The organism is Paenibacillus sp. sptzw28, from assembly GCF_019550795.1.
Taxonomy (GTDB): domain Bacteria; phylum Bacillota; class Bacilli; order Paenibacillales; family Paenibacillaceae; genus Paenibacillus_Z.
Map to the genome: position 1 here is coordinate 5,633,024 of NZ_CP080545.1, position 21,295 is coordinate 5,654,318.

Sequence of the window (21,295 nt, forward strand, 5' to 3'; positions counted from 1 at the left end):
ACAATGTGAAAAAATGAATATGACGTGCCTATCACCTAGCTACTAATAGTGGCTCTTTTTGTTTTCTTAATTATGCAGGTAAAAATGATGAACATTCCTCTTTTATTAGTGAAGCAATTTCACTGATTTGCAAATCAAAAACGCTTTTCCCCTTACTCCGCGACTTTTCAATCACAGAATCGATAATACGATTCTCGGAAACATAGGAATGATAATCAGAAAATGTGATGGAGGAAAAATCATAATTCCCGTACATCTTTTGAAATATATAAGCTATGGTAGTCTGTTCTAAGAGGGTAACAGCTACTTTATCTTCCGATATCATAGGATACGTAATTAATAAATAATTAAATACTACATCTGATCTAACAAAAGGTATTAATTTGTATGAAATAGTTATTAGAATAATATCCATGACTTGCATGAAAAACTGCCCTATTGCCATTAAAAAAATCTCTGCATCCCCCATCCTTTGTCTTAAAACATCAAGAGACAGAGTATCATTTAAATTCTTTTCAATTCGTTCTTGCAGAGAAATAGAGACATCACTCTTATCATTGAGGATTAATTTATCAAGTAAATCTGCTCTGATATCTTGTTCTATCTCCTTAAGGGAATGATATTTATCTAAAAATTCTTCCTCTGTTGCACAGGGGTTAACAAAAAGGCTTGAGATAAACGAGTAAGAACTTTTCTTTAAAAAGGCCATTCGATCTTCTTGATCTTCCGAGAAGATATCATCCAAAGGTAGAACTATGAAATAGTTCAAGTACTCTGATAGGACATTTATGCAATCATTTACAACCTTGACTAAGTAATCCCTTACTCTCTTTTGTTTAATCGCACTGCTTTCGGTTAAAAAGAAAGTTCTCATTTTCGAGACAGGATCTGTAAATATACGATATTGCCCACAAGGTGCGAATTCATAATGCCCATCATTTTTCAGATCAATATACATTGCTCCTGCAAGAAAACTACACTTATCATCTGTACTTATCTTCTTTAGAAAAAAGTCAATTATCTCATGTTTTCTACGCCAAAAAAGTGATACTTCCTCAAAGAAATATGCCAGTTCATTGTTTGTGGTTTTTTCATCCGTTAAGCAATCGACATATTTACTTATCAGGTCTAAATATTCCTTTTGAATCTTAACGATCGGCTTCAATTCAATCATCTAGACCACCATACTTATCTATAAAGAAGTCTGGAAATTCATAAAATGAAGATAACTGATTAAATAGTTTCTTCAGAACATACTCACAGTCATGTTCCACGCTTCTAAGTTTCTGCTCAAAAGTAATGTCGGGGACAGTATGATATTTATGAGAAGGATTATCACAAAAAATCATCGCACTTTCTCTAATAGCCCCCCACAATCCATGAGTGAAGTTAGTATCATATTCATAATAAAGATCGTAAAGATCATTTTCACCAATGGCTTCAAATTTCTTTCTTACATTTTGATTATCAAATAGCCTTGTGTCCATATTAGTGAATTCTTCACCTTTATCTTCGTTAAGCATTGCTTCTAGTACAGGAAGTGCAAAGTGGTGTTTTTCGAGGTCTGGTTCAACTTCTCTAGCTTTGAGAATCACATATTTATACTTGCCTATTCCGTATTCCTTAAAAGCCTTCCAAATGTCTGGTTGGTCTTGTTCTTTTAACGACATGTATTTCAAAGTCACATACACTTCTGTAATAGTCCTTAAGGCATTTCTACCTAAGATTCCATCTCCAATTTGACTTTCAATCACTTCTTTATAAATTTTCAGTGCATAAGTTGCTATACCCAAGCAGACAGAAAATTTCTCGTCCGTAAGTAGCGATTCTTTGTTATTAGCCATTAAGTAATCGATAGTATTAACGGCATCCTCTAAAAAAGACATACTTCCACCTACCTGTTCACCATAATCAATAATAAAAGTTCTACACTTTGTTAATAACCCAAGACTATGCCAAAATTGTTTTGCAAAATCTCCGTTATCTTCTCTAAACCTTAAAGCCATTTCAGATGATCTAATTAGCGGGCGATACAATCTCATTTCTGGATGGTCATGAGATAGTTTAGGATACTCAACTAATGCCTTTGTTATTTCCATCCCTCTAGCAAAATGAATACGATCAGCGAAAACGTTAAACCATAAAATTAGAAACCTAATATCTGTAGCTTCATTTGTTTGATGGAATAGATTTTTTTTAATTACATTTTGTAGGGTAATAGTTTTTTCATCTATTGATGTTTCGAAGTCTGAAAAATACTCATAAAAGAGAGCATATTTATCTGTACGGTATATTATTGTTAGAGGGGATAATACATCTCTAGTAGCCCATTTACATATTACTTCGTAGTAAGTCCTCTGTTTTTTAGGTTCTAGCTCAAATATCTTCGATAGAACAGGAATGCTCAATTCCTTATCAATCTTCGATAATTCCCCTGCAATCCTGCCAACTAAATTTAGTCCATCTTCCCTGCCGTAATGCTCTAGAATCAATGCCAACCATAAATATTCTGGTAACCACTCAATAGCCCATGGAGATAAAGAAAGTTGATCTCCTAAACTGCTATTAAATGGTGTATATAATACGCCTTTTTTGAATGAATGATCAGAGAGTTTGCTGAATTGCTTCCCCATACCTATCACATCACAATCGTATTAATTAAGTAACTTTCAACTAAATCTCTTGAATGCCATTTCAACATCCCACGACATAATATTTCGTCATATAATTCCAATATCCTCCACGATAATAGGAAATCTAAACCAAACCCAGATTGATGTTATGTTTGCTAATACATCTTATTATATAACGAAAAGCCCTCTCACAAAGGATTGGGCTTTTGATATAGGTAAATGTGGCTCTGAATCTAAATCACTGTGTTCTTACGAGCAACACACAGCATTCCACATGTGTAGTATGCGGGAACATATCCACCGGTTGCACCTCAATGGTGCTGTAACCGCCATCCTCCAACACGCGCAGATCGCGCGCCAGTGTCGACGGATTGCACGACACGTACACTATACGCTGCGGGCGCATCGCAAGAATCGTCTCAAGCAGCGCAGAATCGCAGCCCTTACGCGGCGGGTCGACGACGATGACGTCGGGCACGATGCCCTCTTTCCGCCAGCGCGGGATAACGACCTCGGCTGCGCCGGCTTCGAACGCCACGTTGGCGATGTCGTTCAGCGCCGCGTTGCGGCGTGCATCCTCGATCGCCTCTGGCACGATCTCGACGCCATACACGTGTCCGGCGCTGTGCGCCAGAAACAGCGAAATCGTGCCGATGCCGCAATAAGCGTCAATAACCGTCTCCGATCCGATCAATCCAGCGTATTCAACCGCTTTGCGGTACAGCTTCACCGTCTGTGACGGATTCACCTGATAGAACGAACGCGCCGATATCGCGAAGCGAATGCCGTCCAGGTCGTCATAGATCACATCGCTACCCCACAACACGCGGGTTTCATCGCCGAATATGACATTTGTCTTGTGAGAGTTCACGTTCTGAATGATACTCTTCACACTCGGTATTGCCTCGCGAATCCGTTCGATCCAACGCTCCACCTGCGGGATCCGCTGCCCATTGGTCACAAGTACGACCATCGCTTCGCCGGAAACAAACCCCACTCGTGCCATCACATGCCGGAGCAGGCCGCGGCCTGATTCTTCATTGTAGGCCGTCACACCGAGCTCGCGGCCGATAGCCTTGACCTGTGCGACGATTTCATCGTTCTGCGAATGCTGAATCAAGCACTCTTCCATATCGATAATCCGGTGACTGCCCTGTGCATAGAAGCCGCCGATCAAGCGCATCGCCGTCTCGCCTTCGGCTGCCATGCCCATCGGCACCTGCGCCTTGTTGCGGTAACGCCAAGGCTCGTCCATTCCAATGGTTGGATGCACCACAACAGCAGGAGCGCCCGTACCTGTACTTCCATTATGCGAATCTGCCAATCCGCCCCCCGCATCATTTCGGTCACCAGCCCCTTCGCCAGCATTCGCAACCACTCGCAGCTTCCCGATCCGCTCCAGGTTGTCCACCACATGCTGACGCTTCCAGCGCAGCTGCGCGGCGTAGTCCATGTGCTGCAGCTGGCAGCCGCCGCACTGCTTGAAGATCAGGCACGGCGCTTCGACGCGGTCGGGGCTCGCTTCGACCAGCTCAAGCAGCTTGGCATAGCCATACTGCTTCTTCACCTTCAACACCTTGACGCGCACGCGCTCGCCGGGAAGCGCCCCCTGTATAAAAAGGGTAAAGCCGTCTGCACGGCCTACCCCTTCGCCATCATGCGTCAAGCCGACTATGTCGACGACGACTTCATCATTTTTGCTTACTGGCACACTCATGCGGCTCTGATCGCTCCGTTTTTCCTCAACTTGTACTGCATGCTTCATCTATCTCACCGGGTAACCGGAAATCCGGTCCGCCCATCCTTTTGCCAATTCGGCCACCATTCTATTGATACGTCGAATTGCCCGCCTCATCGACAATAATGTTCAAATGCGACGGCAGCATCTTGAACGTACACGGCAGCGTTCCGCCGTATTCGCCGTCCAGATTGAGCTGGACATAATCCGGCGTGGTCACCACCAGTTCTCTCGTCTGGAAATGTACGACGTGCGGATCGTTGAGATGCTCCCCGCGCAGCGCAAGCGATGCGAGCCGGATAAATTCGCCCAGGTTGCACTTCTTCAGCACGACCACGTCGAACAACCCGTCATCGAGACTCGCATCCGGCGCAAGCTTCTCGAAGCCGCCGACCGAGTTGCTGTTGCAGATGAGGAACAGCATAATTTCCTCATGAATTTCGCCGATTTCAAGGGCCTCGAGCTTAAGCTCGGTCGGCCGCAGACGGGTCATTTTCTCCAGACCCTTCATATAGTACGCGAGCTGTCCGATCATCGTCTTCAGCTTGCTTGGCACCTCATATGTGAGTTCAGTCAGCGAACCCCCGCCCGCAATGTTGATAAAATACCGCTGGTTCGCCTGCCCCAAATCGATTGAGCGCGTGTACTGCTGAGTAATGAGGTCGCACGCGTACTCCCAATGCTTCGGAATGCCGAGCGCCCGGGCAAAATCATTCGTCGTCCCGAGCGGCAAAATGCCCAGCGGAGGACGCGACTCCTTCACCGCAAGCCCGTTGATCACCTCGTAAAGGGTGCCGTCGCCCCCTGCCGCAATGATCATATCGAAGCCGCGGTCAGCCGCATCCGCCGCCGCGATCGTAGCATCGCCTTCGCTCATCGTCGCATGACAGCTCGTTTCTATGCCACCCCGCTCGAGCCGCTGCAAAATATCTGGCAGCCGCCGCTTAATTTCTTCTCTCCCGGATGTCGGGTTATAAATTAATCTCGCCCGTTTTATAGACATTGTGACCACCTTCGGCACGTTCAAACCGTCTATGAGCCGCCAACCGCAACGCAGCTTCCGATTACCGGGTAGAACCGCCCGCTACCTTCCCTATCTCGTTCATTTATTCCATTTATACCTACCAAATATCTAAGTATACCACCAAAATCGACTTTTCAATCATCACCGCTAATCACTCGCCAGCCCGGCAAGCCACGGTCCGATTTGCCGCTCCATCCATCGCAGCACGCATGGATGCGGAAGCATCGCCCTGCCATTGTATCGGTACGGAAGCTCTCCAAGTCTTGAAGGTATTACCGTTCGTGTAAAATATCCGCTGCTCAGAAACAGCGGCACTACGATTACCGCCTCATCCGGCCGCTGCTGCGTGAGCGCCTGCAGCTTGCTCGCCGCCTCATCCGGCAGCAGCATTGCGATCTCCGCATGGGCGAAGCCGCCAAGCTCCCGCAGCCGCCTCGCGAGCTGGGTCATCCCCCGACGCCAGCGTTCTTGGAAGACCGCATCGCTGGCGCCATGCGCGATCAGCAGCAGCGATTCCCGTGCAGGTGATTCCGACAGCTCGCGGATATTCGAGTACAGCAGCTCCGCAATAACCGGATCGTCGTCGATCGGCGCTCCGAAATGCACCCGAGTTCGGCTGCTTATACGGAACGGCTCCAGCTCCCCCGTCCGCTCCGCAGATACCGGAGGCTGGCCGAACGCCTGGGCAATATCGTCCACATGGGTGCTGCCGGACGAAACAAAGAGCGGAAGGACGTATAAATCCGTCACGCCTTCCGCTTCGAGCCGATCAATTCCATCCTGTATAAGCCGTCCTTCTACGATTTCGAGGAACGAGGAAACGACGGGAACCGGTAAGCCGTCGTCAACCAATGTCCCTTCAGTCGGATCGCCGGACGAGTCCAGCTTTCCATCCGCATCACCCGGCAGAGTCGGCTTCTCGCCCGCTTCATCCGTCGGGGCCGCCTTCTTACCCGCTTCATCGGCTGCCGCCGAAGCCCTGCCGCCCGCCAAAGGCCACCGCACCGAGCGGCCCACCGTCTCCACCGCTTCATCCACAAGCCGCACCCAGTCCGCCTCGCGCGAGCCGTGGCTGATCACAAGCACCCCTGGCTTCATAAGCATAAGCTATCGCCCCGAGCGCTCCAGCGCCATTTTGTACCCGTCGTTGCCGTAGTTGAGGCACCGCTTCACCCGCGATATAGTCGCCGTGCTGGCGCCCGTCTCCGCTTCGATCTGATTATAGGTCGAGCCCTTGCCCAGCATCCGCGCCACTTCAAGACGCTGCGACAACGACTGAATTTCATTCACCGTACATAAATCGTCGAAAAAAATATAACATTCCTCCACCGTCTTCAGCGTCAAAACCGCCTCAAACAGCTGGTCGATCGTCTTATCGTTGAGCTTCTTAAGCTGCATCGCCGTCTCACCCCTGCCAGAACTAATATTCTCATTGTATCGGTTTCCGTATGACTTTTCAAGCGTCACCGTATTCACGCTTTACAGGATAGAAGTGCCTGCTGCCCCTTCACCAAAAACAACCGGCTCACACCTATCGCTTCATTAATCCCGGCACCTGCGGAAATTTCATGCGAAAAAAAGGGCATTCGTCCAATCAGTATGTTCGCCTATCCCATAGACTAATATCAAAACGTAAAAAGGTTGTGATCGCGTGAAATATCGCTACGACCCGACCGGCAGAAGAAGCTTTAATCAGCCATTCGGCGGTCAAGGCCAAATGCAGGACCCGGGGATGTTCCCCGGGATCTCAGATTCTTTCTTCGGCGGCGGCAATAACAATGCCGGTTTCAACTCTCCGGCCCCCTTCCAGCAGTTTCAATCGAATACGCCGTCCATTCAAATCCAACCGGCATTCGGCGAAGTCGTTCCACTTCCGGAGCAGCAGTTCGGCCAGTTCGGCCAGGCGGCAGCACCGGCTAAATCCGGCAGCAGCTTCTCGCTTAATGATCTCAAAGGAATCGTCGACCGGATGGGCGGCATAGACGGCATCGTCTCCACGATGACGAAAGTGCAGAAGGTGGTCAGCAGTGTGTCGCAGATGGCCCCGCTCATTAAAGTGCTCGCAGGCTCCCTCGGGAAAAAAGGCGCAGCCGCGACGATAGCCGAAGACACCGGTATCGACGCAGCTGCCCCGCGTCCCAGGAAACGCCGCCGTCGCACAGGCTCAGGCGCAGGCGTAACACCCGGCGGCCAGCGCCGCCGCACGAAGCCGCGCAAACGCTAGAGTTTATAGAACGGCTCAGCCCGCAGCTCCGGCAGCTGCCGCGGAACCCACTCCTTCGGCCGCTGCACGAACCTCTCGTGCGCGCCGAAAAAACTACTCGAGCCCTTATCCGCGCCAGCGGCGGCTGCTGCGGCCAGCCCCTCATCCGGGCATCGGCCGCTGCGCGTACCCTTAATCCACTCCGGAGGCTGCTGCGGCCAGCCCCTCATTGCAGCATCGGCCGCTGCGCGAGCCTCTCACCCGCGGCATCGGCGGCTATGCGAGCCGAACATCTGCGGCAGCGGCGGTGCGATACATCTTATGCACCCACATAACCGGCTGCACGCTGCACCATCCCCAGCCGCACTGTCCAGCCGCCCGGCCCAGGCCAACCGCACCGGGAACAGGAACAGTCCCGGTACGCGCACTGCGCTGGGCCTAAGCATGATTTTCCGCCTTAACTTACCGCCTCACACGCGCTAGCACCGGGTTAGGACGGTTTTACCTGCTTACACGGTTCTTTTCCTAGCGCCGGATGATTATTTATCTCTGATTAGCAGGTTTTTCAGTCTTAACTGGTGTTTTTAGTTCGACCTGCAGCGCGTAAGTTGATTAATCCTGCTTAATAGCCCGATCGTTCCTCTTAGACCCTGCGGGTGAGAGGCTCGCGCCGCAGCCGATGAGCGAAGCGCGGACAAGAGGCTGCCAAGACGCGTGGAAGCAAGTTTTCTGCCTGCCATATCAAAAAAAAGGCTGAATGCCCCGCGCAGCGCGATAAGCCGCCTGCGGGCATTCAGCCTTCCCTTTTCTACATAAACAACATGAGGACGCGATAAAAGATCGCTGCGAGAATCATCGTAATCGGGATTGTGATGATCCATGACATGATAATTCTTCCCGCCACACCCCATTTGACGGCGGAGAACCTTTTCGCACTGCCGACGCCGAGAATCGACGAAGTAATAACATGCGTCGTGCTGACCGGCATGTGCGTCAGCGTTGCCGTCAAGATTACAGTTGCGGACGTAATATCCGCGGCAAACCCGTTGATCGGCTCGATTTTGAAAATTTTCGTGCCCATCGTCTTGATGATTTTCCAGCCGCCGACCGAAGTGCCGAGCGCCATTGCCGTCGCCGCCGATACCTTAACCCACAAAGGTACCTCAAGGTTGTCCTGCAGGCCCGCCGCCACGAGCGCGAATGTCATGATACCCATCGCTTTCTGCGCGTCATTGGTGCCGTGCGTGAATGCCTGGAAGGCTGCGGTCAGCACCTGCCCTGTCCGAAACCCTTTGTTCACTTGATGCGGGCTCGACTTGGCGAAAATCCGCTTCAGTATCCACATGACGGCAAACCCGCCTGCAAATGCAATCAGCGGTGAGAAAATAAGTGCCTTTAGGATGTCGATGAACCCGCTGCCGTTGATTTTGTCAAACCCTTCGGCACTTATGACAGCCCCTGCAAGCGAGCCGATCAGAGCATGCGAGGAGGACGACGGAATACCGAACCACCATGTAATGAGGTTCCATGCAATCGCTGCGATCAGAGCTGCGATTACGACCTGCACCCCGTTATCCAGAGCAGCCGGATCGGCTATCCCGCTGCCGATTTTCTTGGCGACGCCGGTAAAGAGCATCGCACCTGTAAAGTTCATGACCGATGCGATAATAATCGCCATCCGCGGGGACAGAGCCCTCGTCGATACGGACGTTGCGATCGCATTGGCCGTATCGTGAAAGCCGTTTATAAAGTCAAACGCCAGCGCCAGAAAGATGACAATGCCAACCAACACTAATATATCCATAACTGCTCGTCACCTACTCCTTAGCTGTTGCGCATGATGATGGATTCGAGTGTATTGGCGACATCCTCGCAGTAGTCCGTCGTCTGCTCGAGACGTTCGTAGATTTCCTTGCGTTTGATAAGCTCGATCGGATCCGTCACGTTCGCAAACAGACTCTTGACGCAAACCCGCAGCAGGTCGTCCGCCTGATTCTCCAGCTCATTGATATGAATAGCCGGCTCGCGGATCGCCAGAAGCTTCTTCTCGGAAAGAAGGTAGATCGCCTTCTTGATCTGCTGAGCGCAGCGCAGAAGATTCTCGGCGAACAGCGTAATGTACTCGTCCGGCTCCTCAATATGGTACATCTCAAAACGCGACGAGCATGCTTCAATGCCATCCAGAACATCGTCAAGCGAGGTTGTCAGCGCCATAATATCCTCACGCTCGATCGGCGTAATGAACGTTTTGTTCAGCTCGGTCAGAATCGTATGTACATGGCGGTCGCACTTCGTTTCGTACTCCTTCATGTCTTTCGCGAACTGCGTGACATCCCTAATCTTCGCCACGTTCACCTCAAAATACTGGACAGCCTCAAGAATCGTATCCGCCATTGCTTCCAGCGTCGTAAAAAACACGTCTTTTTTCTTAAACATCGGTATCCCCTTCGCATTCGTGCATATTAACGTTGCCGATTGAATACATGAAACAGACAATATCTTACCACAGTTAACGGCCAATTGTTAAGGTAATGTAAATGATTTATGACTATTTTCAATTTCTTTCACCAAAATACCACATTCTTAACCGCCCGCACTTCTATTGTTTTCCGGCTCATCCGAAATTATCCGTTTTCATGAATAAAAGCCGGGGCCCTTTAACTGGGCGGTTCCCCGGCTTCCTTCATTCTTTATTATCCGCATATATCGCACCGTGCTCTCAGCTGTATGTCACATGCTCCGCGAAAGCAGGCGACAACGGCACGATGTGGAAGAACGTCTTCCCCGGGACAAAAGGCAGCTCCTGACCGTCCTTCATCAGATGAACGGCCCCGTCAGCGCCCCGCTCCCACGTGCATTCGACGGCTTTGCCAAGCTCGATCAGCACCGCCGGACCGCCGGATTTCAGATCGACTTCAAGCCGGCCGTAATCGTCATAGGTACGGTGCTTCGCCCCGATAACCACGATATTCGTTGCGGTCAGCTGCTCTTTTGTCGTCAAATCCGTGTGCGGTTCCCCGTTAATCGAGCGTGCGTACAGCTTGCTGGCTTCGTCATAGGAATAAGAAACCTTATACTTCTTCAGCAGGAAGTGAATGTCCACACTGGTTGCCGGCGCGCCGCTGCTTGTCGCACCCGCTTCGGAGAATGGATACGCCGGTATCGCCACCGTCTCCTTATATTTCTTGTGAGCGGCTCCTGCGCGCAGCTTCTCCAGATTCGAATACAGGTTGTGCGGCGGCTTACGGAACTTCTCCCTCCAGAAATAGCCGCCGGCGTTTGAGATTTCGTCGAGATAGGCTTTGCCCTGATGCTGTAAAATTTCGTAGCCTTCCATACTGGCTCCCGCATGGGCGAGCACAGCGTTATACATATCGCCAATTTCGATAAGATAAGGACGATTGCTGCGGATCGGGCCGATCGGATCGTTCGACTCATCGCTTTGATAAATCGCCACCAGCCGCGTAATGCCGCCTTCAGCGAGCACCTCCCACACCATGTCGGCATGCGGCAGGCCGGACTGCGGACGCGCCTGGGCCATGTTGTTGACCATGACGGCAATGGGCCTCAGAGCCGCTTCCTTCTCCTGCTTGAGACCGGTCAGCGGTGCTGTGAAGGCTGGGGGCTCCGGGGTCGGCTCCGGGGCAGGTTCCGTGGTTGGAGCCGGCGTCTGTTCGGTTTGCGGCATCGTTTCGCTTACCGGCTTTGCCGGGTCACTGCAGCCTCCAAGGAAGCCGGTCGCAATAATGAGCAGCGCTGCGATCCCCGTTCCCGCGGCATGACGAAGCGTTTTTCGGTTCTTTGCAAACATGAGCAAGCCACCTTTTGCTGTATTGTTGGCATTTCCCTGATCTTTCCGCCTCAGGCTCTACTAAGTTTACCGCGTTGATCCCGCTCATACAAGCCGCAATGTCACGCAGGGGTACGCCGCGCCGATACCGCGTAATCATTGAGCGCAGCCCTTTCAGAACCAATTCCGTCAAAAACAACCATACACTTTGCAATCTCGGCAAGGTCTAGGGCAATCTTATTTGAACGGATTTGAGATGGTGCATTGCAGAAGTATTCCTAAAAAAACCCATGGTTCGATTTTAAAAATTCGACATTTTATGATCTTTTTCTCTGTAGACGGACAAAAAAGGATTAGCTCCCTCGAATGTATATTACTTGAAAACTAGAAAATTTTTCAAAGGAGAGTTTAGCGTGAAGAAAAAATCTGTTTCCTTTAGTGCATGTATTATTGCACTAAGCATCCTCGTCCTACTGAGCGCACCTTTCCCTGCTTTTGCGCAGGCGCAGGCGGAAGTGGGTATCCAGCTTGGCGGCGATCAGACAAACGTAAGCCTAGGCGCAGAAGCGTCTCTTGCAGATGTGGGTGTCCAGCTTGTCGCCGATCAGGCAACCGTGAGCTTGGGCGGAGAAGCGTCTCTTCATTTGCTCGTGTGGAACAACACCACTGAGCCGAAGTCCGATGTCACCATTGATCTCAAGCTCCCAGAAGGTCTGGAAGTCCTCTCGGCGGGAGAGGCTAAATGGAATGCGGAGCTGCGGCTGCTGCAGTGGAAGCTTGTCCGTCTGTCTGCAGGCGGTGCGGCAGCACTCGATTTTAATGTGCAGATTGGGGCCGATGGTAACACCGGAACGGGCGGGACGATCAAATTGGATACGAATTTGCCGCTCGGAATCGACGGGAAAGTTGTATTGGACACAGGGTTGTCTATTGGTGTACCGGATATCCAATTAACAATAGGCAGCCAGACCGATCAGCCGTTCTTCAAAGGCTTTCCCGACGGCAAATTCCATCCGGCATCGAACATGACCCGGGCGGAAGCGGCATCCGTCATCGTCAGAGTAAAAAATCTCAAGTTGAAACCGGACGAGCCGGTTCGCTACGCGGACGTATCGAAGAGTCATTGGGCTTACGAGAATATCGTTAAAGTTACACAGGAGGGCTATATGGCCGGAAGCAATGGTAAATTCCGCCCCAATGAGCCGATATCGCGGGCTGAGATGGTCGCTATTATACTTCGGCTTCGCGGAGTCAAGCCTGTATCGCTGCCTTCTTTCATCGATGTTAAAGGCCACTGGGCCGAAGATGCGATTGGAACGGCGAAATCACTGCATATTATCGATGGTCAGGCAGACAAATTCTACCCGGACCGCTATCTCCGTCGCGATGAGGCGGCCAAGCTGATTAATCTCGGCTTATCGAGAGGTCCTTTGGTCGACGGTGATATAAAGGTGATTCAGCATTTTAAAGACATCAATCGATCGAACTGGGCTTTCGGATGGGTTGAGGAGGCGTCCGTTGTAGCTCATGTGGGTGAATATCGCACGCCTGATCAAGAATCGTTAATCCGGTATGTGCCGGAGCAAACCATACCCTTTAATTAAGGATTGAAGCTTTCCCATTATTTGAAGGCTGCCGTTTGTTTAGCCGCTGAGCTTTTCCCCGTCCAGTAGACAACATTAAAGAAGCAGCTTTAAGCAGCCTTAGTCCGGTAATGAGCCGGTCTAAGGCTGCTTAGTTTTTTTAATCACCAAGGTCCCATGAAAAAAAAATCCCCTTCAAGTAAACTGAGTGCGCTTACCTCACACTGCTTACTTAAAGGGGATAATAGACGGTCCACGCCGGGGTAGTGAAGTAGCTCGCCTGGCTGCTATAAAGCGTGCCGGGCCTGCTGCGCTTACAGCACCGGCACTCCATGCCGCTGCATCGCCGCCGCCTCCAGTAAGGACATGCCCTGGATCTCCGCGTATGCGGCGAGCTTGTCCGATACGAGAGGGGCAAACCCCTTCGGCGGAGCCGCGTGGCTCATCTGCCGTTGACGGGCGGCGCTCCGGTTCTTGAACGGTCCCCAAACGGCAAAGGTAATGCCCGGATCCTGGATATTGAGGAACAGCGTATTGCCGTCGGGCGAGAAGGCAGGACCGCAAAGCTCGGAATTATTGAGCCTGTTGACAGCGAACAAATACACCTCCCGCTCCGGTGTGATCCCGAGCAGACGATCCGTTCCGCCGCCGTCCTCCACGAACCACAGGTCTCCCCACGGCGTTATGCAGATGTTGTCCGGCATTTCCATCTCGTTCGCATCCGACGCTTCGTAGAACAGCTCGAGCGTGTTGGTCGAAGGCGTGTAGCGATAGATGCGCCCCAGCTTCTTCTCACCGGCCGACGTATCGTCAAACCAGAAGACGCCGCCCGAGAAGTACGATCCTTCAAGCCGGCTGAATTGAATGCAGCCCTTGGCGAGTGCATCATTGTGAGCCTCTTCCGGCTTTAGATCCTTCCATACGATGCCATAGGATTGCCCGGGCTTGAACACACTCGCGCGCGGATCGGCAAGCTCTTCGAAAGCGGCTGCCTGCAGTATGCCGCCGCTCTGCAGCGCTCCCGGCTTTTGGCTGCGGTCGTTTGGAATAAACCGGTAGAGAAAGCTCGGATTGGCGTCTTCGGTCAGATAGACGATGCCCGTGGACGGATCGACATCGCAGGCTTCGTGCGAGAAGAAGCCCATCTCCCGAATGGGAGTCCTGGACCGTTCGTTCTCAGGGTCCAGCGGATCGACTTCAAACACATAGCCGTGCTTGCCCGAGCTCGTCTCCTCGCACGTCAACCAGGTGCCCCACGGCGTCCCTCCGCCTGCGCAGTTGCGAATCGTTCCGGAGGAGGCGATATATTCGCTTTGCACCTTCCGATCGGCGCCTATAATGAGCGCGGTCGTACCCCCTGCCGCCGTCCGGTCGTACGGATTTTTCCCGTTCACAGGGTACTCCGCGTTGCTGATAAGCTCATGGTTGCGGACCAATATCGTCGTGTTGTGCTTGCCGGGGAAAGCCGCCATCCCGTCGAATGCCCCCGGAATAGGCGCTCCGTTCGAGAGCCTGCCTCCTTCCTCGGAGATAATCCGGTATTGAAAGCCTCTCGGGAGATCGAGCACGCCGCCCGGATCCTTGACAAGCGGGCCGTATCCGCCGGAACCGGCGAACCCTTCCATGACTCCGCCGGTAAGCCCCGCGTCTGCCATCGCCTTGCCGCCGAAGGACAGCAGGCCGGACGATCCAAGCGCGACCGCCAGCGTACTCATTCCGCCAAGGCGCAAGAACTCCTTCCTGTCCATTTCCTTGAATGACCCTTGCTGATTCAAACCAAGCACCTCCGTATTTCATATTGGGAAGCTTCAATCTGGGTGCGAATCTACAACAAGTCTACCAAAATATGATTCGGGATAATTTTAAGAGATTGTGCATCTATGATTAATAATCGGTAAAGATCGTCAGAACGGGAAAAAGGGGTTGACCCAAAAGCGGACAATGAGGAGCCCATTGGATAAAGACCGGCTTCGGAAAATAAAAATAGCGAATGATGTGTAAAATAACCAAAAAGCGGGAGAACGCGGCAAAGGAGGTAGGCGGTATGCCTGTTTGGATAGAGTGGATTGCCCGCCACTGGCTGGCAATCGTGCTTATTGCCGGGGCGGTATGGGCCGTCACGTACATATGCGTGAAGCACAATCAGCTATTTTATAAAGAGTAGGGCCTGTCCTTGGGAGTATTGTTCTCGTTCCGGCTTCGTGCAAGGTGCGGACTCAGTTTGTCCCTCTCTGCGAGAGGGCAACCGGTTATCTCTTTCTGCGCCGGAATATGAAATTCCCATAGTCAATAACGATGATCCTTCCGTGATGATTAAGGCGCAAGTTCGTCAAGCTTGGCCTCCTATGAGTCATGGAATAGATATCGTATGGAACGATTCCTTTTCTCCGTATTCTGGAATTGAGCTTGCGGTATTTACGGATATACCTCTTCGTCAGAGGGAACCTGCGGGTATACTTCTTCATGTTAACCAGCGATGTCCATAATTGGTGATCGGGGCGAGATACTTGCGTATTGGTTTCGACCAACGTGATTTATACATTAAGATCTCGGTCTTATTGCTTCTGATCCCGGATTTGCTTCTGGCCACTTTCAATACGTAGCCCCTGCCCAGATCATATACAATTCGTTTACTCCCGATACCGATGATTTTACTTCTTTTCTTCGGATGTTTGTTCAACCGGCGTTACCTCCAATCGGAGATCAGGCACAGAGAGGACATGACCATACCTTTACGATATCTCAATATATGAGAAGTGAATTTGCCAGTAACGGCGCAATGCCCCATGACGGGGAACCAGGCTTGGCGAAGTACGGGGCACCGGAATCACCAGGCAATGCCGCTCCAATCGGAGATTCGGAATATACCGGAGCGGCTCGCCTTTATTCCGCGTTATATTCCGGCCCGGTATCAACCGCTTTAATTAGGGGCAGCCGGACGGTGACCGTCGTTCCTTCGTCCTCTACGCTGCCGATGAGAAACTCGCCGCCGTGCAGCATGACGATTTCATTGCAGATGGCAAGTCCGAGGCCGCTCCCGGCGCGGAGACTTCCCCCCTTGTAGAATTTCTCCGTCACGTGCGGCAGATCCTCCGGCGAAATTCCGCATCCGGTGTCGGTTATGGCGATTCGCACCCATTCCGGCTCCCTATCGGCCGATACGGAGATCGTCCCGCCGGCCGGCGTAAATTTGAATGCATTATCAAGCACGTTAATAAACACCTGCTTAAGCCGGTTGGCATCCGCTTCCACCATCATCGGCTCATCGCCATACATTCCCGACAGCTTAACTCCTTCACGCTGCGCGCGCGCATCATACTGCCGCATTGTTTCCCGAAGCGGCTTAAGCACATCCAGCGTCTCCGGATGAAGGGCAATGCTCTTGGCGTATAGCTTGGAGAAATCGAGCAAGTCCTCGACGAGCCCCGACAGCCGCACCGTCTCACGGTCGATGATCGAGAGCCCGAGCATAAGCTCTTCGATATCTGAGGGGTCGCCGGCGAGTGTCTCGCTCCAGCCCTTGATCGATGTCAGCGGCGTTCTGAGTTCATGGGAGATTGACGAAATAAAATCGTTCTTCAGCTTCTCCCGCCGGGTAAGCTCCGCCGCCATCGTATTGAGCGTCTCCGCCAAACGGCCGATCTCATCGCGGTTGTGCGGTTCGGCGCGGCGAGACCAGTCGCCCTCGGCCATCTGCTCCGCCACACGGGTCAACTTGCGGATCGGACGGGCGATCCGGTTCGCGAGAAGCACGCTCATCGCGAAGAACAGCAGCACGACGACGGAACCGACCAGAAGAGTAATCCAGAGCATACTGCGAACCGTCTCATCCACTTTCGCAAGCGAAGCGGTATAACGGAACATCGCCACGATATGCCTGTCCTGCTTGACCGGCAGCGTCACCGCGACAATTCGTTCATGCGTGAGCGGATCGGTTCCGCGCCATATCCCCGTACCGCCATCCATGGCATCAAGAACGTCCGGCGTTTGCAGCGCTTTGCCGCTGCCGGACAGTCCGTCGCTGTCCACCACAATATTGCCGGCGTAGTCCAGAAGCTGCAGATGCGCCGTGCCTTCCGTCATATTCTGCAGCATATATTGCGCCTTGGCCTTCATCGGCTGGAACGAGATGTTCCGGTTATGCAGAGCCGCTTCGGTCTCGGCACGCTGCAGCATGGAAGCGACTGCGCTCCCGTAATAATAATTCCATACAAGCGTTACGAACAGGGCGCCGAGCGTTACGACGACAAGCATAATCAGTACGCCGTAGCTCCACACCATCCGTGTGCGGAGACTTCTCATCGCTTATAGCTCCGGTTCCACCGGTAGCCGTAGCCCCAGAGCGTTTCGATGCAGCGCGGGTCGGAGGGCTCGTCTTCGATTTTCTGCCGGATGCGCCGGATGTTGACGTCCACGATTTTCAAGTCTCCGATAAAGTGCCGCCCCCATACCGCATTCAAAATCTCATCGCGGCTGAGTCCCTCGCCTGCGCGCTCCATAAGCAGCTTGACAAGCGTCCATTCCGTAGGCGTAAGTACGATTTCCTCGTCTACCTTCCACAACCGGCGCTCCGCCGCCGACAGGCGAAACGGTCCGCAGCGCATCTCCCCGCGCCCGGCATCGTTGTAGACGCCGGCTGCGCCGCCATTCGGCGAGCCCGTCCCCATACCGCCGACGCCGGTAACTCCGTGATCCGGCGAGCTCTTCCCGGTACGGCCGTCAGCACTGCCGCTGTCCGGCATGCCCGCATTGGCACTGCTGCCGGCAGCACCGCCGCCTGCCGTGCTATCCAAGGCGCCCGTGCCCGCAAGCGGCTCATGGCCTGCATTCGCTCCGGTTAAGCGGGCACCGCCTGCTGCCGCACCACCGCCGCCTCCGCCGGAAGAGCCCGCCCCGCGGCTCCCGGCGTCATTGCCCGCCGCACCGGCTTCTTTCGCCGCAGAATCCGGCGAAGCGGATTCCGTCTGCGACGACAGACCGCCGGGCATCATCCTGCGGTGCAGCGCATTCAGCCTCGCGATCAGCTCGCCGGGGCTGAACGGCTTCTGCACGTAATCGTCCGCGCCCAGCTCCAGGCCGCGGATTTTGTCCTCTTCCTGCGATTTGGCCGTCAGCATAATGATGCCCATGCGCGGAAAGCGCTCGCGCAGCCTCCCGCACACGTCAAACCCGCTGATCGTCGGCAGCATAACGTCGAGCAGCGCAACATCAAACGGAGGAGAAGCTTCCTCCGCCAGTGCCAAAGCGGTCTCGCCTTCCTCCGCTTCGGTCACGTCCATGCCGTTGCGTTTCAAATTTATGCGGATAAATCCGCGGATCGACTCTTCATCCTCGAGCAGCAAAATACGCATCGCCTGCTTCTCCATCCTCCATAGATCATAATCGGTCACGCCTGCTAAGGCAGCAGCTTGAAGATCTTCCGAAGCTTTGCTTCATCCGGCAGCATCAGCCTGTATTCCTGCTCCTCGCTCTCCGGCCAACCGGACGGAGCAGCGGCCCACACAGCCGCATAAACAAACCCTTCCGCCTTGCTCAAGATCGCATAATGGCGCGATTCATCCCGAAGCTGCTTCTCCTTCCCGCTCCAATCGGCAACCGGTGTAGAGAGAACGGCAAACAATTCGGAGCGACTGCCCGAAAATCTATGGTAATAATCGACTGCGATTTCATTGTTCCCGTCCTCGGTAAACTGGCGAATCGTGTAGCGGCCCCGCCATTCAACCGGAAAACGAAGCTCATATCCTTCCGCGGAATTCACATACCGCTCCGAGACCACTTTAAAGCGGTCTCCGCCTTCCCACTGCTTGTACTGTTCGATCCACAGCAGGTCGCTGTACGGAAGCCCTTCCTTCTGTCCGGGAGCCTCGCGAGTTACATTGATGTCGAGTATGCCGTCACCGTTCCCGTCTCCGCCAAAGGTTTGACGGGCGTTGTTCTCCGTCACCTCTCCGCTCGCCGCAGGCAGCGGGTAGATCTTAATTAGTTTGCCGCCCGTCCAGGCCAGCATTACGGTGTAGGATGAATGCGCGCCCACACCGGCATCCGCTATAATTCCGTATCGCTGCGGCGCTATTCTGCCGACCACTAAATTGTAATATCCATTCACAGCTCCGTTCAAGGGGGCGGATGCGGCCTCGCTGACCGTATTCCCCGCTATCCGCTTAATCTGAACGGAAGCCTTCATTTGATCCCGGTTCAAATTAATGACCGCCAGCTCCGATTTCCCGTCTCCGTCCGCATCGCCGATTCCGATCGTATCGTAAGAAATCTCCGCGATCGGTACCGGCGGCTTAACGCCGTTGTATCCTTTTTCAATATGATAAATGTTAAGTGTGTGCTGAGGCTCGCCGTACTGGTCCCATCCGATCAATACCTCCGGCTGTCCGTCATGATCCAGATCGATCGTCCTTACCAGGTCGATTCCATAGCTCGAGGACTCGGCGAACGTAAACCACGGCTTCCAGCCGCCGCCGCTTTGCTTCAGCACCATAACCTGCTGAGTATCATTATCGTTCACGAACGTGACGATCGCTTCGGGCTGCCCGTCGCCGTCTACATCCGCCTTGTTAACCGCGGCATCCGATGCTCCCTGGTCGGGAAGCGATAATTTCGCCCTGGGCGGCAGCGCATCCTGGACTGCGGATGCAAGCTTCGCATTATCCGGTGTGGACCTCGGATTCAGCAGCAAATCAGCGGGCGTCGCCGTGTACTGGCATCCGTTCAGTATCAGCAAGGATATGGAGCTCAGCATAACCAGCTTCACACACCGCGCCCATCCTCGTCGCTTCATCTCTCTAATCGCGTCCCTTCCAGTCGTCGTCGCCGTAACACACCTGCTGCCGGGCGCTGATCGTTATGCATCCGCTCCCTATTTCTTCGACACCGCCTGTGCTTGTTCCTTCGCGGACAGCAATTCATCCACCGTTACGAGTGTATAACCCTTCTTGTGCAAATCCTGGATTACGAGCGGCAGCGCATCGACGGTGTTGTGAATGTTGCTGCTCCCGAATGAGTGCATGAGAATGATGCCACCCGGATGTATGTGCTCATCCACGTTCTCCCGTATTTCCGCCGCCGTCTCGCCCGCCCAATCCCGGGTATCGACGGTCCAATTGACAAGCGTGCGCCCGTTGTCCTTTATAATCTCTTTCACTGAAGGCGACAGTGCACCGTATGGTGCACGGACAAGCCTTGGCACGAAGCCGACCTCACGCTTGATCAGCGTATCCGTCCACATGATTTCGTCCGCGATCTTCTCATTGTCCAGCTTGGTCAAATTTGCGTGATGATAAGTATGATTGCCGATTTCATGACCTTCTTTGACAATGTGCCGCATCATATTCGGGTATTTCTTGACCTGCGTGCCTACCGTGAAGAACGTCGCCTTAACCTTGTATTTCTCCAATATATCCAGAATCGCAGGTGTGTATTTGGCATCGGGACCATCATCGAACGTAAGCGCTGCGAGCTTGCTGCCGGGAGCGGCATCATAGTGCACTACAGGCAGCGTTGGCTTCGTGAGCGGCACAGCGGCGGGCTGCGTCATCCCGGGGTCACCCGGCACGCCGGCGCTGCCCTTCCCTTCTTGAGATGCGCCGTCCAGGCCCGTTTCACTTTGAACCGGCTGTTCACCTTGCCCTTCGCCGCTCTGACCGGACTGCCCGCTCGAATCCGCGCCGGAGACGCCGGCTCCGGCAAGCGCCGTCTTCACGATATGCTTGCCGCCGCCGAGCATTCCAGTTATATCCGACTGGACTCCCGCCGCGTCATTCGCCCACAAATTCCATGCTTTCTGCGTGCCGCAGCCGGCCGCGAACGCCGTGAGCGCTACAGCAGCCACCAGCATAAGCAGCCGGCGGCGCTTAATCTTTCCGTTAATGCCTCTTGGTTTCATTCCGCTCTCTCCCCACTGAATCCTACCTATAATGGTAAAGGAGAGAAGCCTATAAATCGTTACAAAAGTGTTACACTGTTCCGCTCATACGGTAATGGCCCCGTAAGAAGCAGTCCTTCAAGAAACGTTCTCTTATATTCGAACAAGAACGGCCCGGGAAGCATGAATTGCTTCCCGGACCGCCCAGTTGTACTAATCGGAACGATCCCGTTCCTCGCCGCCGATGATATAGCGGTTGATTGACCGCATGTTGATGAGGGCTACTATCGACAAATAAGCCAGAGCTATTCCGACATAAGGCTTAACGGCCCCGTCATGGGTCACTAATGCCGCCCACATCAGCAAAATCCACAAATTGAGTTGAAGATATTCCTTCAGCCTTTTCATCCCATTCACCCTACGTTTAACATATGCAAGGTACGGCTCGTTT

Annotated in this window: 20 protein-coding genes and 1 pseudogene; 3 read left to right on the forward strand and 18 right to left on the reverse strand. The window is 52.9% G+C overall.

What is annotated here, in order from left to right; translation table 11 throughout:
• Nucleotides 1-70 precede the first annotated feature (70 nt).
• From KZ483_RS26110 to KZ483_RS26135, 6 genes are all read right to left on the reverse strand, one after another.
• Complete coding sequence (locus KZ483_RS26110; RefSeq protein WP_220350428.1) at nucleotides 71-1,174, reverse strand: hypothetical protein; 1,104 nt, start codon at nucleotides 1,172-1,174, stop codon at nucleotides 71-73.
• Nucleotides 1,167-2,633 carry a DUF5677 domain-containing protein gene (locus KZ483_RS26115; RefSeq protein WP_220350429.1) on the reverse strand — a complete coding sequence of 489 codons (1,467 nt, stop codon included), beginning with the start codon at nucleotides 2,631-2,633 and terminating at the stop codon, nucleotides 1,167-1,169. The genes KZ483_RS26110 and KZ483_RS26115 overlap by 8 nt, the downstream gene beginning before the upstream one ends.
• Nucleotides 2,634-2,871: 238 nt before the next feature.
• Nucleotides 2,872-4,398 (reverse strand): 23S rRNA (uracil(1939)-C(5))-methyltransferase RlmD, encoded by a 1,527-nt coding sequence (rlmD, locus tag KZ483_RS26120; protein WP_397376133.1) that lies wholly within the window; start codon nucleotides 4,396-4,398, stop codon nucleotides 2,872-2,874.
• A gap of 61 nt (nucleotides 4,399-4,459) precedes the next feature.
• Nucleotides 4,460-5,374, reverse strand: coding sequence for a diacylglycerol kinase (locus KZ483_RS26125; protein WP_220350431.1), 915 nt, complete (start codon nucleotides 5,372-5,374; stop codon nucleotides 4,460-4,462).
• Nucleotides 5,375-5,542: 168 nt separating this feature from the next.
• Complete coding sequence (locus KZ483_RS26130) at nucleotides 5,543-6,499, reverse strand: sirohydrochlorin chelatase (protein WP_258881435.1); 957 nt, start codon at nucleotides 6,497-6,499, stop codon at nucleotides 5,543-5,545.
• Between the two features lie 3 nt (nucleotides 6,500-6,502).
• Nucleotides 6,503-6,793: a YerC/YecD family TrpR-related protein gene (locus tag KZ483_RS26135; protein ID WP_204820683.1), complete on the reverse strand. Its 291-nt coding sequence runs from the start codon at nucleotides 6,791-6,793 to the stop codon at nucleotides 6,503-6,505.
• Nucleotides 6,794-7,046: 253 nt separating this feature from the next.
• On the opposite strand from KZ483_RS26135, the gene KZ483_RS26140 reads away from it, so the two are divergent.
• Nucleotides 7,047-7,619: a hypothetical protein gene (locus tag KZ483_RS26140; protein ID WP_220350432.1), complete on the forward strand. Its 573-nt coding sequence runs from the start codon at nucleotides 7,047-7,049 to the stop codon at nucleotides 7,617-7,619.
• Here the strand turns inward: KZ483_RS26140 and KZ483_RS26145 are convergent.
• Nucleotides 7,616-7,828 (reverse strand): hypothetical protein, encoded by a 213-nt coding sequence (locus KZ483_RS26145; RefSeq protein ID WP_220350433.1) that lies wholly within the window; start codon nucleotides 7,826-7,828, stop codon nucleotides 7,616-7,618. The genes KZ483_RS26140 and KZ483_RS26145 overlap by 4 nt on opposite strands.
• Here KZ483_RS26145 and KZ483_RS26150 point away from each other — a divergent pair.
• Nucleotides 7,828-8,040 carry a hypothetical protein gene (locus KZ483_RS26150; protein WP_220350434.1) on the forward strand — a complete coding sequence of 71 codons (213 nt, stop codon included), beginning with the start codon at nucleotides 7,828-7,830 and terminating at the stop codon, nucleotides 8,038-8,040. The two genes, KZ483_RS26145 and KZ483_RS26150, sit on opposite strands and share 1 nt — an antisense overlap.
• Before the next feature lie 366 nt (nucleotides 8,041-8,406).
• On the opposite strand, the gene KZ483_RS26155 is transcribed toward KZ483_RS26150, so the two are convergent.
• The 3 genes from KZ483_RS26155 to KZ483_RS26165 all read right to left on the reverse strand — a co-directional run bounded on the left by KZ483_RS26155 (nucleotide 8,407) and on the right by KZ483_RS26165 (nucleotide 11,409).
• Nucleotides 8,407-9,402, reverse strand: coding sequence for an inorganic phosphate transporter (locus tag KZ483_RS26155; RefSeq protein WP_220350435.1), 996 nt, complete (start codon nucleotides 9,400-9,402; stop codon nucleotides 8,407-8,409).
• Nucleotides 9,403-9,422: 20 nt separating this feature from the next.
• Entirely contained in the window at nucleotides 9,423-10,034 is a 612-nt protein-coding gene (locus tag KZ483_RS26160) for a DUF47 domain-containing protein (RefSeq protein ID WP_220350436.1), read from the reverse strand.
• A gap of 283 nt (nucleotides 10,035-10,317) precedes the next feature.
• The gene (locus tag KZ483_RS26165) at nucleotides 10,318-11,409 is read right to left on the reverse strand and encodes a DUF3048 domain-containing protein (protein ID WP_220350437.1); all 1,092 of its coding nucleotides are present in this window, start codon (nucleotides 11,407-11,409) and stop codon (nucleotides 10,318-10,320) included.
• A 392-nt stretch (nucleotides 11,410-11,801) separates the two neighbouring features.
• Between KZ483_RS26165 and KZ483_RS26170 the strand changes: the two genes are divergently transcribed.
• A complete protein-coding gene (locus KZ483_RS26170) occupies nucleotides 11,802-12,992 on the forward strand; it encodes an S-layer homology domain-containing protein (protein WP_220350438.1) in 1,191 nt (396 codons plus the stop codon).
• Nucleotides 12,993-13,285: 293 nt separating this feature from the next.
• Here KZ483_RS26170 and KZ483_RS26175 read toward each other — a convergent pair whose 3' ends face one another.
• The 8 genes and pseudogenes from KZ483_RS26175 to KZ483_RS26210 form a co-directional block, all read right to left on the reverse strand.
• Nucleotides 13,286-14,746: a PhoX family protein gene (locus KZ483_RS26175; protein WP_258881436.1), complete on the reverse strand. Its 1,461-nt coding sequence runs from the start codon at nucleotides 14,744-14,746 to the stop codon at nucleotides 13,286-13,288.
• A gap of 686 nt (nucleotides 14,747-15,432) precedes the next feature.
• Nucleotides 15,433-15,651, reverse strand: coding sequence for a hypothetical protein (locus KZ483_RS26180; RefSeq protein WP_220350439.1), 219 nt, complete (start codon nucleotides 15,649-15,651; stop codon nucleotides 15,433-15,435).
• A gap of 203 nt (nucleotides 15,652-15,854) precedes the next feature.
• A complete protein-coding gene (locus KZ483_RS26185) occupies nucleotides 15,855-17,273 on the reverse strand; it encodes a sensor histidine kinase (protein ID WP_220350440.1) in 1,419 nt (472 codons plus the stop codon).
• Nucleotides 17,270-17,962 (reverse strand): winged helix-turn-helix domain-containing protein, encoded by a 693-nt coding sequence (locus KZ483_RS28955; RefSeq protein ID WP_220353692.1) that lies wholly within the window; start codon nucleotides 17,960-17,962, stop codon nucleotides 17,270-17,272. Before KZ483_RS28955 ends, KZ483_RS26185 begins: the two co-directional genes overlap by 4 nt.
• Nucleotides 17,960-18,322 (reverse strand): annotated as a pseudogene (locus tag KZ483_RS26195) (response regulator transcription factor); the annotation flags it as partial. The gene KZ483_RS28955 and the pseudogene KZ483_RS26195, both read right to left, overlap by 3 nt.
• Nucleotides 18,323-18,366: 44 nt before the next feature.
• Nucleotides 18,367-19,734, reverse strand: a complete 1,368-nt coding sequence (locus tag KZ483_RS26200; protein ID WP_220350441.1) for an FG-GAP repeat domain-containing protein — start codon at nucleotides 19,732-19,734, stop codon at nucleotides 18,367-18,369.
• A 105-nt stretch (nucleotides 19,735-19,839) separates the two neighbouring features.
• Nucleotides 19,840-20,865, reverse strand: a complete 1,026-nt coding sequence (locus tag KZ483_RS26205) for a polysaccharide deacetylase family protein (protein WP_220350442.1) — start codon at nucleotides 20,863-20,865, stop codon at nucleotides 19,840-19,842.
• Between the two features lie 192 nt (nucleotides 20,866-21,057).
• Nucleotides 21,058-21,252, reverse strand: a complete 195-nt coding sequence (locus KZ483_RS26210) for a hypothetical protein (RefSeq protein ID WP_220350443.1) — start codon at nucleotides 21,250-21,252, stop codon at nucleotides 21,058-21,060.
• Nucleotides 21,253-21,295 lie beyond the last annotated feature (43 nt).